Source organism: Burkholderia sp. Ac-20344, from assembly GCF_017104975.1.
In the GTDB taxonomy this organism is placed as follows: domain Bacteria; phylum Pseudomonadota; class Gammaproteobacteria; order Burkholderiales; family Burkholderiaceae; genus Burkholderia.
The window spans coordinates 46,778-60,583 of the sequence record NZ_JAAGPP010000010.1; the positions used below are offsets into that span (position 1 = coordinate 46,778).

The 13,806-nt window shown below is 64.1% G+C and carries 9 protein-coding genes; 5 read left to right on the top strand and 4 right to left on the bottom strand.

The window, feature by feature from the left end; all coding sequences use genetic code 11:
• Positions 1-39 precede the first annotated feature (39 nt).
• The 5 genes from G3N64_RS05295 to G3N64_RS05315 all read left to right on the top strand — a co-directional run bounded on the left by G3N64_RS05295 (position 40) and on the right by G3N64_RS05315 (position 7,582).
• Entirely contained in the window at positions 40-2,904 is a 2,865-nt protein-coding gene (locus G3N64_RS05295; RefSeq protein WP_205782697.1) for a 2-oxoglutarate dehydrogenase E1 component, read from the top strand.
• Between the two features lie 135 nt (positions 2,905-3,039).
• Entirely contained in the window at positions 3,040-4,317 is a 1,278-nt protein-coding gene (gene odhB, locus G3N64_RS05300; RefSeq protein ID WP_011656695.1) for a 2-oxoglutarate dehydrogenase complex dihydrolipoyllysine-residue succinyltransferase, read from the top strand.
• Positions 4,318-4,400: 83 nt separating this feature from the next.
• Complete coding sequence (gene lpdA / locus G3N64_RS05305; RefSeq protein WP_205782698.1) at positions 4,401-5,831, top strand: dihydrolipoyl dehydrogenase; 1,431 nt, start codon at positions 4,401-4,403, stop codon at positions 5,829-5,831.
• Positions 5,832-5,929: 98 nt separating this feature from the next.
• Entirely contained in the window at positions 5,930-7,027 is a 1,098-nt protein-coding gene (gene zapE / locus G3N64_RS05310) for a cell division protein ZapE (protein WP_205782699.1), read from the top strand.
• Positions 7,028-7,171: 144 nt separating this feature from the next.
• Entirely contained in the window at positions 7,172-7,582 is a 411-nt protein-coding gene (locus tag G3N64_RS05315) for a transposase (protein WP_205782700.1), read from the top strand.
• Positions 7,583-7,685: 103 nt separating this feature from the next.
• Here the strand turns inward: G3N64_RS05315 and G3N64_RS05320 are convergent, their stop codons facing one another.
• From G3N64_RS05320 to G3N64_RS05335, 4 genes are all read right to left on the bottom strand, one after another.
• Entirely contained in the window at positions 7,686-8,147 is a 462-nt protein-coding gene (locus tag G3N64_RS05320; protein WP_205782701.1) for a DUF2147 domain-containing protein, read from the bottom strand.
• A 166-nt stretch (positions 8,148-8,313) separates the two neighbouring features.
• Entirely contained in the window at positions 8,314-9,999 is a 1,686-nt protein-coding gene (locus G3N64_RS05325) for a ShlB/FhaC/HecB family hemolysin secretion/activation protein (protein ID WP_205782702.1), read from the bottom strand.
• 144 nt (positions 10,000-10,143) lie between these two features.
• Positions 10,144-11,556 (bottom strand): collagen-like triple helix repeat-containing protein, encoded by a 1,413-nt coding sequence (locus tag G3N64_RS05330; protein ID WP_205782703.1) that lies wholly within the window; start codon positions 11,554-11,556, stop codon positions 10,144-10,146.
• 40 nt (positions 11,557-11,596) lie between these two features.
• Positions 11,597-13,270 carry a collagen-like triple helix repeat-containing protein gene (locus G3N64_RS05335; RefSeq protein ID WP_205782704.1) on the bottom strand — a complete coding sequence of 558 codons (1,674 nt, stop codon included), beginning with the start codon at positions 13,268-13,270 and terminating at the stop codon, positions 11,597-11,599.
• Between the last annotated feature and the right edge of the window lie 536 nt (positions 13,271-13,806).

A 13,806-nucleotide genomic window follows, 5' to 3' on the forward strand; every position in this document is an offset into this window, starting at 1 on the left:
CGCTATTTCTCGAGAAGCTCGAAGAAAGGTGAGCGTAAAATGTCAGATGTAATGAAGCAGTTTCAGCTGAACTCCTATCTGTTCGGCGGCAATGCTTCGTACGTTGAAGAACTGTACGATGCATACCTCAACAATCCGGCATCGGTGCCGGAGAACTGGCGAGAGTATTTCGACGCGCTGCAGAATGTGCCTGCAACGGACGGTTCGAATGCCAATGACGTCGCCCATTTCCCGATCGTCGAATCGTTCGCCGAGCGCGCGAAGGCCAATGCCTTCATTCCGCGCGAAAGCACCAGCAATCTGGCTGCGGCACGCAAGCAAGTGCACGTTCAGTCCCTCATCAGCGCCTATCGCTTCCTCGGCTCGCAATGGGCCAATCTGGATCCCCTGAAGCGTCGCGAACGTCCCGCCATTCCCGAGCTCGAACCCGCGTTCTACGATTTCTCCGAAGGCGACCTCGACCAGACGTACAGCGCAAGCAACCTGTATTTCGGTTTCGACCAGGCTTCGCTGCGTGACATCGTCAAGGGTCTGCGAGACACGTACTGCGGCACGATCGGCGCCGAATACATGTACATCAGCGACCCGGAACAGAAGCGCTGGTGGCAGGAGCGCCTGGAGTCGATCCGCGCGACGCCGAACTTCTCGGCAGATGAGAAGAAGCACATCCTGAATCGCCTGACGGCCGCTGAAGGCCTCGAGCGCTACCTGCATACCAAGTACGTCGGCCAGAAGCGCTTCTCGCTCGAAGGCGGCGAAAGCTTCATCGCGGCGATGGACGAAGTCGTCCAGCACTCGGGCAAGCGCGGCGTGCAGGAAATCATCATCGGCATGGCCCACCGTGGCCGTCTGAACGTGCTGGTCAACACGCTGGGCAAGATGCCCTCCGACCTGTTCGCCGAATTCGAAGGCAAGCACGTCGACGACCTGCCGGCCGGTGACGTGAAGTATCACAAGGGCTTCTCGTCGGACGTGTCGACCGAAGGCGGCCCGGTCCACCTGTCGCTCGCGTTCAACCCGTCGCACCTCGAAATCGTGAACCCGGTGGTCGAAGGTTCCGCGAAGGCGCGGATGGATCGTCGCGGCGACGAAGACGGCCTGCAGGTGCTGCCGGTGCAGATCCACGGCGACGCGGCCTTCGCAGGCCAGGGCGTCGTGATGGAAACGCTGAACCTCGCGCAGACGCGCGGCTACGGCACGCACGGCACGCTGCACATCGTCATCAACAACCAGATCGGCTTCACGACGTCCGACCCGCGCGATGCGCGCTCGACGCTGTACTGTACCGACGTCGTCAAGATGATCGAGGCGCCGGTGCTGCACGTGAACGGCGACGATCCTGAAGCCGTCGTGCTCGCGATCCAGATCGCGATCGACTACCGGATGCAGTTCCACAAGGATGTCGTGATCGACATCGTCTGCTTCCGCAAGCTGGGCCACAACGAGCAGGACACGCCGGCGGTCACGCAGCCGCTGATGTACAAGAAGATCGCGCAGCACCCGGGCACCCGTGCGCTGTACGCCGAGAAGCTCGTGCAGCAGGGCGTGATCAGCGCGGAAGACGCCGACAACTACGTCAAGGCGTACCGCAAGGCGATGGACGACGGTCACCACACGGTCGACCCGGTCCTGTCGAACTACAAGAGCAAGTACGCGGTCGACTGGGTTCCGTTCCTGAACCGCAAGTGGACGGATGCAGCCGACACGGCCGTGCCGCTCGCAGAACTGAAGCGCCTCGGCGAACGCATCACGACGGTCCCGGAAAACTTCAAGGTCCACCCGCTCGTCGAGCGCGTGATCAACGACCGCCGCAACATGGCGCGTGGCGACCAGCCGCTCGACTGGGGCATGGGCGAACACCTCGCGTTCGCGTCGCTCGTCGCATCGGGCTACTCGGTGCGCCTGACCGGCCAGGACTCGGGCCGCGGCACGTTCACGCACCGTCACGCGGTGCTGCACGACCAGAACCGCGAGCGCTGGAACGACGGCACGTACGTGCCGCTGCAGAACATCGCTGAAGGCCAGGCGAAGTTCACGGTGATCGACTCGGTGCTGTCGGAAGAAGCCGTGCTGGGCTTCGAATACGGTTACTCGACCGCCGAGCCGAACACGCTCGTGCTGTGGGAAGCGCAGTTCGGCGACTTCGTCAACGGCGCGCAGGTCGTGATCGACCAGTTCATCTCGTCGGGCGAAGTGAAGTGGGGCCGCGTGTCGGGTCTCACGATGCTGCTGCCGCACGGCTACGAAGGCCAGGGTCCGGAACACTCGTCCACGCGTATCGAGCGTTTCCTGCAACTGTGTGCGGATCACAACATGCAGGTCGTCCAACCGACGACGCCGGCGCAGATTTTCCACCTGCTGCGTCGCCAGATGATCCGCCTGTTCCGCAAGCCGCTGATCGTCGCAACGCCGAAGTCGCTGCTGCGCCACAAGGAAGCGGTGTCGGATCTGTCGGAACTCGCGAAGGGTTCGTTCCAGCCGGTGCTGGGCGAAACCGACGGCGGCATCGACGCGAAGAAGGTCAAGCGCGTGCTGGCTTGCTCGGGCCGCGTGTACTACGACCTCGTCGCGCATCGCCGCGAAGCGAAGGCGAACGACGTCGCGATCATCCGTATCGAGCAGCTGTATCCGTTCGCGCACAAGCAGTTCGAAGCCGAATTGAAGAAGTACGAGAACGCGACTGAAGTGGTCTGGGTGCAGGACGAGCCGCAGAACCAGGGTCCCTGGTTCTACGTCGAGCACCACCTGAAGGAAGGCATGAAGGAAGGGCAGAAGCTGGCATACAGCGGCCGTCCGGCTTCGGCCTCGCCGGCGGTTGGCTACTACGCGAAGCACTACGAGCAGCAGAAGGCCCTCATCGAAGGTGCGTTCGGCCGCCTGAAGAGCGCATCGATCGCGAAATAACCGACGGAAGCGAAACGGGAAGGCGCGCGGCGCTTTCCCGTCTCTTTTGGCCTGCCGGGCGCGTCGCGCGCCGCACTGGCCGAAGGAATCGCACGAACCTCGTCATTACCCAGATTAAGCATCCAGGAAAATCACATGGCTATCGTAGAAGTCAAAGTCCCCCAGCTTTCGGAGTCGGTTTCGGAAGCCACCATGCTGCAGTGGAAGAAGAAGCCGGGCGAAGCAGTCGCGCAGGACGAAATCCTGATCGAACTCGAGACCGACAAGGTCGTGCTCGAAGTGCCGGCACCGGCCGCGGGCGTGCTCGCGCAAGTGCTGCAGAACGACGGTGACACGGTCGTTGCCGACCAGATCATCGCGACGATCGACACCGAAGCGAAGGCAGGTGCTGCCGAAGCCGCGGCAGGCGCCGCCGAAGTGAAGCCGGCAGCAGCACCTGCTGCAGCCGCACCGGCAGCCCAGCCGGCTGCCGCTGTCGCATCGAGCTCGGCTGCCGCATCGCCGGCCGCGTCGAAGCTGCTGGCCGAGAAGGGCCTGTCGGCAGGCGACGTCGCAGGTTCGGGCCGCGACGGCCGCGTCACGAAGGGCGACGCGCTCGCAGCAGGCAGCGCACCGAAGGCTGCGCCGGCCGCTGCACCGGCGAAGACCGCCGCTGCGAAGCCGGCGCTGCCGGAAGTGAAGGTGCCGGCGTCGGCAGCGACGTGGCTGAACGATCGTCCGGAACAACGCGTGCCGATGTCGCGCCTGCGTGCGCGTATCGCCGAGCGCCTGCTCGAGTCGCAGCAGACCAACGCGATCCTGACGACGTTCAACGAAGTGAACATGGCTCCGGTCATGGAACTGCGCAACAAGTACAAGGACAAGTTCGAGAAGGAACATGGCGTGAAGCTCGGCTTCATGTCGTTCTTCGTGAAGGCGGCCGTGCACGCGCTGAAGAAGTTCCCGCTCGTGAACGCGTCGATCGACGGTAACGACATCGTCTACCACGGCTACTTCGACATCGGTATCGCTGTCGGCTCGCCGCGCGGCCTCGTCGTGCCGATCCTGCGCAACGCGGATCAACTGAGCCTTGCCGAGATTGAAAAGAAGATCGCCGAGTTCGGCCAGAAGGCGAAGGACGGCAAGCTGTCGATCGAGGAAATGACGGGCGGTACGTTCTCGATCTCGAACGGCGGCGTGTTCGGCTCGATGCTGTCGACCCCGATCATCAACCCGCCGCAGTCGGCAATCCTTGGCGTGCACGCGACGAAGGAGCGTCCGGTTGTCGAAAACGGCCAGATCGTTATCCGTCCGATCAACTACCTCGCGCTGTCGTACGACCACCGCATCATCGACGGCCGCGAAGCCGTGCTGTCGCTCGTCGCGATGAAGGATGCGCTGGAAGATCCGGCACGCCTGCTGCTCGACCTGTAAGCCGAGTTTCACCGCATTGACCCGCTCCGCACGGGCGCGCGACCTCGCGCGCCCGTGCGGATGCACAAGAAGAAAGGATTGCCATGTCCAAGGAATTTGACGTCGTCGTGATCGGCGCCGGCCCCGGCGGCTACATCGCCGCGATCCGTGCCGCGCAGCTGGGCAAGACCGTTGCCTGTATCGAAAAGTGGAAGAACCCGGCCGGCGCGCTGAAGCTCGGCGGCACCTGCCTGAACGTCGGCTGCATCCCGTCGAAGGCGCTGCTCGCATCGTCGGAAGAGTTCGAGAACACGTCGCACCACCTGGCCGATCACGGCATCACGGTCGATGGCGTGAAGATCGACGTCGCGAAGATGCTCGGCCGCAAGGACGCGATCGTCGAGAAGATGACGTCCGGTATCGAGTTCCTGTTCAAGAAGAACAAGATCACCTGGCTGAAGGGCCACGGCAAGTTCACCGGCAAGACCGACGCCGGCGTGCAGATCGAAGTGAGCGGCGAGGGTGAAACCGAAGTCGTCACCGCGAAGAACGTGATCATCGCGACGGGCTCGAAGGCGCGTCACCTGCCGGGCATCCCGGTCGACAACAGGATCGTGTCGGACAACGAAGGTGCGCTGACGTTCGACACGGTGCCGAAGAAGCTCGCCGTGATCGGCGCAGGCGTGATCGGCCTCGAGCTCGGCTCGGTGTGGCGCCGCCTGGGTGCCGAAGTGACGGTGCTCGAAGCGCTGCCGGCCTTCCTCGGCGCAGCTGACGAAGCGCTCGCGAAGGAAGCGGCCAAGCTGTTCAAGAAGCAAGGCCTCGACATCCATCTCGGCGTGAAGATCGGCGAAGTGAAGACGACCGCGGACGGCGTGTCGATCGCCTACACGGACAAGGACGGCAACGCGCAGACGCTCGACGCCGACCGCCTGATCGTATCGGTCGGCCGCGTGCCGAATACCGACAACCTCGGCCTCGAGGCAATCGGCCTGAAGGCGAACGAACGCGGCTTCATCGACGTGGACGATCACTGCCGTACGGCGGTGCCGAACGTGTACGCGATCGGCGACGTGGTGCGTGGCCCGATGCTCGCGCACAAGGCGGAAGACGAAGGCGTGCTGGTCGCGGAAGTGATCGACGGCCAGAAGCCGCACATCGACTACAACTGCATTCCGTGGGTGATCTACACGTACCCGGAAATCGCATGGGTCGGCAAGACGGAGCAGCAGCTGAAGGCGGAAGGCCGCGAGATCAAGTCGGGCAAGTTCCCGTTCTCGATCAACGGCCGCGCGCTCGGCATGAACGCGCCGGACGGCTTCGTGAAGATGATCGCGGATGCGAAGACCGACGAACTGCTCGGCGTGCACGTGATCGCGGCGAACGCATCGGACCTGATCGCGGAAGCCGTGGTGGCGATGGAATTCAAGGCGGCGTCGGAAGACATCGCCCGCATCTGCCATCCGCACCCGTCGATGTCGGAAGTGATGCGCGAAGCGGCGCTCGCCGTCGACAAGCGCTCGCTGAACAGCTGAGCACGGTATAGCGCCTGCCGGCCGCCGGCCGGCGCAGCCGTTTCATGACGAGGGCGGGCGGGGTTTCCCGTCCGCCTTCGTTTTTTCCGGTTTGCCCGATGAACGTCACCGAATACTACACGCGCGAACTGACCACGCGCGGCTATCAGTCCGATCCCGCCCAGCGCGCGGCCGTCGACCGCCTGCAGCAATGTTTCGACGAGTGGGTCGAGTACAAGGCGCGCCGCTCGAACGCATTCAAGAAGCTCATCATTCATCCTGACCTCCCGCGTGGCGTCTACATGTGGGGTGGTGTCGGTCGCGGCAAGAGCTTCCTGATGGACAGCTTCTATGCGGTCGTGCCCGTGCAGCGCAAGACGCGCCTGCATTTCCACGAATTCATGCGCGAAGTGCACCGCGAGCTCGAGGAGCTGAAAGGGCAGGCCGATCCGCTCGACGAACTCGCCCGCCGTATTGCGAAGCGCTACCGGCTGATCTGCTTCGACGAGTTCCACGTGTCGGACATCGCCGATGCGATGATCCTGTATCGTCTGCTCGACCGCCTGTTCAATAACGGCGTGCAGTTCGTGATGACGTCCAACTACGATCCGGACGACCTGTATCCGGACGGCCTGCACCGCGACCGCATGCTGCCGGCGATCGCTCTGATCAAGGCCAAGCTCGATGTGCTCAACGTCGATGCGGGCGTCGATTATCGACAACGCACGCTCGCGCAGGTGAAGATGTATCACACGCCGCTCGGCGCGGACGCCGATCGCGAACTGCGGCATGCCTTCCAGAAGCTCGCTGCCGTTCCCGACGAAAGTCCGCTCCTGCATATCGAGAAGCGCGAGCTGAAGGCGCTGCGCAAGGCGGACGGCGTCGTATGGTTCGACTTCGCGACGCTGTGCGGCGGCCCGCGCTCGCAGAACGACTATCTCGAGCTTGCGAGCCGCTTCCACGCGATCGTGCTGTCCGAGGTGCCGCAGATGTCGCCGCGGATGGCGTCCGAGGCACGCCGCTTCACGTGGCTCATCGACGTGCTGTACGACCACAAGGTCAAGCTGCTGATGTCCGCAGCAGTGCCTGCGGAGCAGTTGTACGTCGAAGGCCCGATGGCCAACGAGTTTGCACGGACGGTCTCGCGAATCGTCGAGATGCAGTCGAAGGAATACATCGAAACGCCGCGCCGCATCGTCGATACGTCGCTGACCTGAGTGCGATTTCCGGCAATTGGCGGGATTCAAACGTCAATTCCGGTCAAATTGGGGCGATCTCGGGGTATTTTCGGATTTGTCTTATATTCATTGTTGAGGTGAGCCGATATCGTTGTGTCATGGTTACTAAGGCTGGAGATGTCCATGACACCGTATCGCGATCTGACCGACCACGAGTGGCGCTGCGTCGCGCCGCTTCTGCCCGAAATGCAGCCGCGCACCGAGTTGCGCGGCCGGCCGTTGGCCAACACACGTGCTGTCCTGAATGGCGTGCTCTGGGTGATCTACAGTGGCGCAACGTGGTCGGCCATGCCGCGCCGTTACCCTTCGTACCAAACGTGCCATCGACGCTTCAAGGTCTGGCACGAGACGGGCACGTTGATGAGTATCATGCGTGAACTCTATGGCGACGCAGGCGTGAATCTGTGCAACGAATTGTCCACGCGGATGCGCAAGCACACGCAATCGAAGGCGGCGGAAGCGCGCAGCAATGTGGCGCCCGTGTATCGCGCACCTGGCAGCTATGCGTCGGACACGCTGAAGCATGCAGCGTGATGTCCGTCAGTTCCAGCTATGCATGCTCCAAAAGAAAATCGGCCTGACGACTTCGTCGCAGGCCGATTTTTTCATTGAGCTGCGCGTTTAAGCGCGAGCCGCATTATTGCTGGCGAACCCAGGTCTGCGAACGGCCGAGCAGCGACACGCCGATGTACCCGCGCACGACGAGTTTCTGGCCGCCGTCTTCAAGCGTCATCTTGCACTTGTAGACCTTGCCGTTCTCCGGGTCGAGAATGTTGCCGCCGTCCCAGTGGTCGCCTTCCTTCTTCATCGCTTTGATGATCGTCATGCCCTTGATGAGCTGATCCTTGCGCTCGTCCGTGCAGGCTGTGCAGCGGCGATCAGGCGTATCGTTTGCACCGAGGCCCTTGACGACCTTGCCGGTCAGCGCACCGTCGCCGTCTTCGGCGATCTGCACGAGTGCCTTCGGCTGATGGGTGTTGTCGTCGATCGTCTGCCACATGCCGATGGGGTTGTCTGCTTGTGCGAGCGTGGGAGCGGCACAAGCGAGCAGTGCGCCGGCGATGGCGATTGCACGCAACGGGCGGGTCAGTTGAATCATTGTCGTCCTCCTTGTTTTGCATGTCGTGTTCGATTTGCTCGCACGACCGTCTGCATGGGGCGGGCATGTTGCGAGCTCCCCCAGAATACGTGAAACCGCACGCCACGTTTGATAGAGGGGACTCTAATCGAAACAGCCCGCGTGGCGCGGGCTGCTTGGTGACCGATCAGTTGAGCTGATACGAGAATGCGGCATTGATGCGCGGGCTGCGCGATGCGCTTTCGACGGGCGCGTCACCCACCGGCTTCGCGACGTTCAGGTCGAGGCTGTAGAAGCGGCTGTCCGTGAAACGCACGCCGATGCCGACCGACGACATGCGGTTCGGCGACGGCGTGCCTGCGTGCAGGTATACGCGTGCCATGTCGTACGCGATGTACGGGGTAATGGATTTCATATACGTCCAGCCCGGCGTGAAGCCACGGTTGACCTCCAGAGACATCCCCCATCCCGAGTCACCCGACGCTTCGCCCGGCTGATAGCCGAGCGCGTAGCGCGTCGAGCCGAACGAGATCTGCTCGGACGTCGGCAGCGAGTCGGGGCTGTATTGCCCGGTCAGCGAGACCGACGTGCCGATCCGGAACGGCCATTCATTGGTTTGCGTGAAGGTCGCACCGGTGCGGACGAAGGTCAGTGATATCGGATCGGCGTATGTAATCGTCGTGCCGTTAACTTGGCCGGTCTGCGATTTCGACGCGCCGAGGATGTCGAACGCCTTGGCGACGTTGAAGCTCAGCTTTCGTACCTGTTTCGGCTGGACGTTCGTGTAGTCAAGCTGCAGTTGCAGCACGCGAACCTGCGACCGATTGTTGAGCGTCGCACCGTTGATCTGGTTCTGGTAATTGTCCTCGTTGTGCGCTGCGTAGCCCGATACCGTGCCCAGCAGGCTGCGCTGGTTGTTCAGCAGTATCGGATAGGATGCCGAAAGACCAAGCTTCTCGTTCTTGACCGTACGCTGCACGTACGATGGCAAACCCGGATTGTCGGTCGGTTTGCCGCGATACGTGCTCGCGTCGAGGCGCGTGATCAGGCCGCTGCTGCCGACGGGTACCGCGCCGCTGAATGCGAAATAAGTCTGCTTGTCGCGCCCCGGCGGCGCCAGCGCGGAAATGCTCAGTTGCTCGCCGAACGACGTGAGGCCGTTTTCGGTCGCGGTAATGAGTCCCTGGACGCCTGGGTGGTTGAAGTCGATACCGGTGCTGACGTTGAACGGCTTGCGGTCGACCGCGAGTTCGAGCGTCGTGGCTCCGTCGGTGGTTTGCGGCGGCGGTACGTTCGCTTTTACCGTGAGGCCGGGCAACAGGCCGAACGTGTTCACGTAGCGTTCGAACGTCGCGCGGCGCAGTGGGCGATCGGCAGTGATATGCGCGGCGATCGCACGAATCTTCGATTCCATCGCACCGGGCTTGCCGGTGACCTTGACGTCCGACACATAGCCTTCGACAACCGTGATGCGCACGACGCCGTTCTCGAACGTCTGCGCGGGAACGAACGCGAACGACAGTGCGTAGCCGCGATCCTGGTACAGCTTCGTCACGCCGTTGGCGGTTTCGATCAATTCGCCGACCGTGATGTCCTTGCCGACGAGAGGGGTGAAGCGACGCGAGATTTCCTCGAACGGTACGGACTTCACGCCTTCGACCTGGAATGTGGTCGGCGTCAGGTGGCGCGACAGCAATTCCTGCAATTGCGGCGCTTGCGGTGCGACCTGTACGGTCACGTTCGGGCCGGCTTTCGGTGCGTTGATCTGGGGCAGGGAGTCGAGCGGGTTACCCCCGGCGCGCGTTTGTGCATGTGCCGTGCCTGCTGCCGCGATGGCGAGCAGCATCATCCATCTGTCGAGTCTGGATTTCATTGTTCTTCCTCGTTGGCCTTGCTTTTCGTCTTCTTTGTATTGCCGGCGCGCGACACCAGGGTGCCGCGCGCCGCGTGCCGCAATGCCGGTTGTGTTTGTGCGGTCGCGCCATTCGCTCCGGCTGCGAAAGTGCGACCGTCCTCCTTACTTGCCAACGCTACCCAGCAACCCCGTTACCGGTGCCAGCAGGCCTGTCGAGCCGCTGCCCGACGTTGCCGTACCCGTGACGCTGCCGACCAGCGACGTGACCGGCGCGAGCGGGCTCGCTCCCCCGGATCCTGCTGCACCGCCAACTGCCCCGGTGACAGTATTCAGCAAACCGGTGACAGGCGCGAGAGGGTTTGCACTGCCTGTGCCACCCGTTGCGCCGCCGAGCGTGCCCGTGACCGTCGACACAAGATTCGTGACGGGCGCGAGCGGGCCGCTGCTGCCGCCCGCCGCGCCGCTCAATGCGCCGGTAGCAGTGGAGACGAGCCCCGTGACAGGTGCGAGCGGGCTGCTGCCCGAACCGCCGGTCGCGCCGCCGAGTGCGCCTGTGAGCGGGCCGAGCGGCGTCGAGCCGAGACCCGACAGCAGGCCGCCGAGCGGATTCGTCGAGCCGGAACCCGACGACGTGCCGTTCTGTACGGTCGCCGTCGAGCCGCCGACGAGGCTCGTGATCAGGCCGGGAATCGGTGCCGCGCCGTTCGGGCCATTCGGGTTGACGAGGCCACCCGCGTTGGTCACGGTGTTGCCGACCGCAGTCACGAGCTGACCGACGTCGCCGACAAGCGGCTGGCTCGACGCGCCGCCGACCTGCTTGCCGGCCGAGCTGATCGCGCCGCCGACCTGGCCGAGCAGGCCCGAGACGGGTTGGCCGAGGCCGGTCGTCGTGCCGACCTGTTGCGTGACCTGGCCGGCGGTGATCACGAGCGGCGTGATCGCTGAGCTGAGCGGTTGCGTCACCTGCTGCACGGCGCCCGACGACAGCGTCGAGCCGATCGTCGTGCCGGCGGCCGTCAAGCCATTGGCCACCGTGTCGAGCACTGTGCCGATCGGGGTCGTGACAGGCGCGAGCGGCGCGAGCTGGCCCGTGCCGAGCGCCTTGACCGTCGAGCTCAGGCCGGACACCGTATTGCTCGTCGCGCCGACCACGTTGCCGAGGCCCGCGACGGTCGTGCCGACCGGATCCTTAGTCGTACCGATCTGTCCCAGCCCGTTGCTCACGGCATCGGCCGCTGCGCCGACGATCGTGCCGGTGCTGGAGAGCGTGCTGCCGACGCCCTTCGTCACGCCGTCGCCGAGGCCCGGCACGCTGATGTTGCCGACCGTGCTGCCGAGGTCGCTGGCCGTCTGGCCAACCGTGCTGACGACACCCTTGGTGCCGGTGGACGTGCCGCTGGTGCCGCTTGTGCTCGGCGTACCGCTCGTGCTGCTGGGGTTGTTGCTGCTGCTGGTCGGCGGCGAGCTGACGCCGCCGCCGCCGCAGGCGGCGAGCAGGCAGGCTGCGGCGAAGGCCGTGAGGGGCACGCGCCACTGGCGCAGGGCGGTTGTCGTGAGAGAACGTTGCTGGGACATGATTGACTCCTCGCTGTCTTGTCGATTGATGGAGCTTGATTTACTTGCCGTGCGTGCCGCCGAGCAGGCCACCGATCAGCGACGTGACAGGCGCGAGCGGATTCGACGACGAGCCCGAGTTCGTGACGGCGCCCGTGCCGCCGGTCAATGCCGGCGCGCCGACCGTGCTGGTCACCGTGGACACGACGTTCGTCACTGGGGCGAGCGGGCTGCTACCGCCTGCGCTGCCCGTCGCGCTACCGAGTGCGCCCGTCACCGCGCCGAGGAGACCCGTGACCGGCGCGAGCGGGCTGCTGCTCGTACCACCCGTCGCGCCGCCGAGTGCGCCGGTAACCGTCGAGACGAGGCCGGTGACCGGGGCGAGCGGGCCACCGCTGCCGCCAGTTGCGCCACCGAGTGCACCGGTAACCGTCGAGACGAGGCCGGTGACCGGGGCGAGCGGGCCGCTGCCGCCGCCCGTTGCGCCGCCGAGTGCGCCCGTCACAGTGGAGACGAGGCCAGTGACCGGCGCGAGCGGGCCGCTGCCGCCACCCGTTGCGCCGCCGAGTGCGCCCGTCACAGTGGAGACGAGGCCGGTGACCGGGGCGAGCGGGCCGCTGCCGCCACCCGTTGCACCACCGAGTGCGCCGGTGACCGTGGAGACGAGGCCGGTGAGCGGTGCGAGCGGGTTGGTTACGCCGCCGGTGCCGCCCGTGAGCAGGCCGCCGACGGCCTTCACGGTGTTGCCCGTCGACGAGACCGTGTTGCCAAGGCCGGTCGTGACGGGGTTGCCGCCCGTCGACGCGAGCAGGGCGCCGGCCTGGTTCAGGCCGTTGCCGACCGTGCCGAGCAGCGTGTTGACGGGCGCGCCGAGGCCGGTCGCCGTGCCGATCGTCTGGGTCGTCTGGCCGACCATCGTCGTGATCGGCGTGATGGCCGAGCTGACCGTTTGCGTGACTTGCTGGATCGGGCCGGTCGACAGTGCGTTGGTGAGGGTGGTACCGCCGTTCGATACGGCACCGCCGAGCGTCGACACGAGGCCGCCGACGGCGCCCGTGACCGGTGCGAGCGGCGACAGCGGGCCGCTGCCGAGGCTCGTGACCAGGGTGCCCGTCTGCGTGACCGCACCGCCGAGTTGATTGACCACGTTGCCCGAGCTGGCGAGCGTGGTGCCGAGCGGATCCTTCGTCGCACCGAGCTGGCCGAGACCGTTACCGAGGCCGTTGCCGAGTGCGGTCACTGCGCCACCGACGCTTTGCACGATGCCGCCTGCGGCTTGCGTGGTGGCCGGGTTGACGCCCGGCAGCGACTGATTGCCGATGACGGAGCCGAGACCCGAAACGGTTCCGCCGACACCCGTGATGATGTTGCTGCTGCTTGCGAGGACAGTTCCCACTGGGTTCGACGACACACCCGACGTACCGCTCGTGCCCGACGTACCACTGGTGCCGGAGGTGCCGCTCGTGCCCGAGGTTCCGCTGGTGCCGGACGTACCGCTTGTGCCAGAGCTTCCGCTGGTGCCGGAGGTGCCGCTCGTGCCCGAGGTACCGCTCGAGCCGGACGTACCGCCGCCCGACGTGGAGATCGAATCGCCGCCGCCCGAACTCGAGCCGCTGCCGAGCCCCTGGCTGATGGAACCGGAGCCGCCGCACGCGGAGAGGGAAAGCATGGCTGCAACGGTGGCCGCGATCAGAGTCGTCCGGAACACGCCATGAGGGATAACCTTAATGTCCATTTTGTCCTCGCATTAAAAATGTGTTGTGAACTGCGTTGTGTTGAGTGGTGCGGGGACTACTCTGCAACTGTCGTGCCATTTCTATGGCCGACGGTTCGACAACAGGTTTTAAACGGGGCAATTCCTTGTTGGAAAAGGAAGTTACGAAAATTGAAAGATTGTTGAATCTGTTTAAGGGGGGATGAATGAGAACGGTTTCGAGCGTTTCGTAACGTAACGTCACAACATTGGCGTTACGCGTGCGGCGTAACGTGGGGCCGCGCAGGCATGGTGGACGAGGCAATTGTTTTACTGGTGGAATAGGTGTGCACATCTAACCTATCGTAAATCCTATGTGTAAGTCGTACCGAAACGCCGTACAAATACGTCGTGCTCCTGGTCATTTTTTTCCACCCGGGTCGTTAAAAGAGGTTGGAAAGTAAATGGGATCGGATATAGAATCCGGAGCAGATGTAAGCAAATGTACGGTTCGGTACACAACGTTCGAGGAGGGTCGCTATCGCGAATGTTAACTTGCATCAAATGGTGAGCCATGC

Coding starts and splice junctions, on each gene's coding strand:
- G3N64_RS05295 (WP_205782697.1), top strand. CDS start 40: ATGTCAGATGTAATGAAGCAGTTTCAGCTGAACTCCTATCTGTTCGGC.
- odhB (WP_011656695.1), top strand. CDS start 3,040: ATGGCTATCGTAGAAGTCAAAGTCCCCCAGCTTTCGGAGTCGGTTTCG.
- lpdA (WP_205782698.1), top strand. CDS start 4,401: ATGTCCAAGGAATTTGACGTCGTCGTGATCGGCGCCGGCCCCGGCGGC.
- zapE (WP_205782699.1), top strand. CDS start 5,930: ATGAACGTCACCGAATACTACACGCGCGAACTGACCACGCGCGGCTAT.
- G3N64_RS05315 (WP_205782700.1), top strand. CDS start 7,172: ATGACACCGTATCGCGATCTGACCGACCACGAGTGGCGCTGCGTCGCG.
- G3N64_RS05320 (WP_205782701.1), bottom strand. CDS start 8,147: ATGATTCAACTGACCCGCCCGTTGCGTGCAATCGCCATCGCCGGCGCA.
- G3N64_RS05325 (WP_205782702.1), bottom strand. CDS start 9,999: ATGAAATCCAGACTCGACAGATGGATGATGCTGCTCGCCATCGCGGCA.
- G3N64_RS05330 (WP_205782703.1), bottom strand. CDS start 11,556: ATGTCCCAGCAACGTTCTCTCACGACAACCGCCCTGCGCCAGTGGCGC.
- G3N64_RS05335 (WP_205782704.1), bottom strand. CDS start 13,270: ATGGACATTAAGGTTATCCCTCATGGCGTGTTCCGGACGACTCTGATC.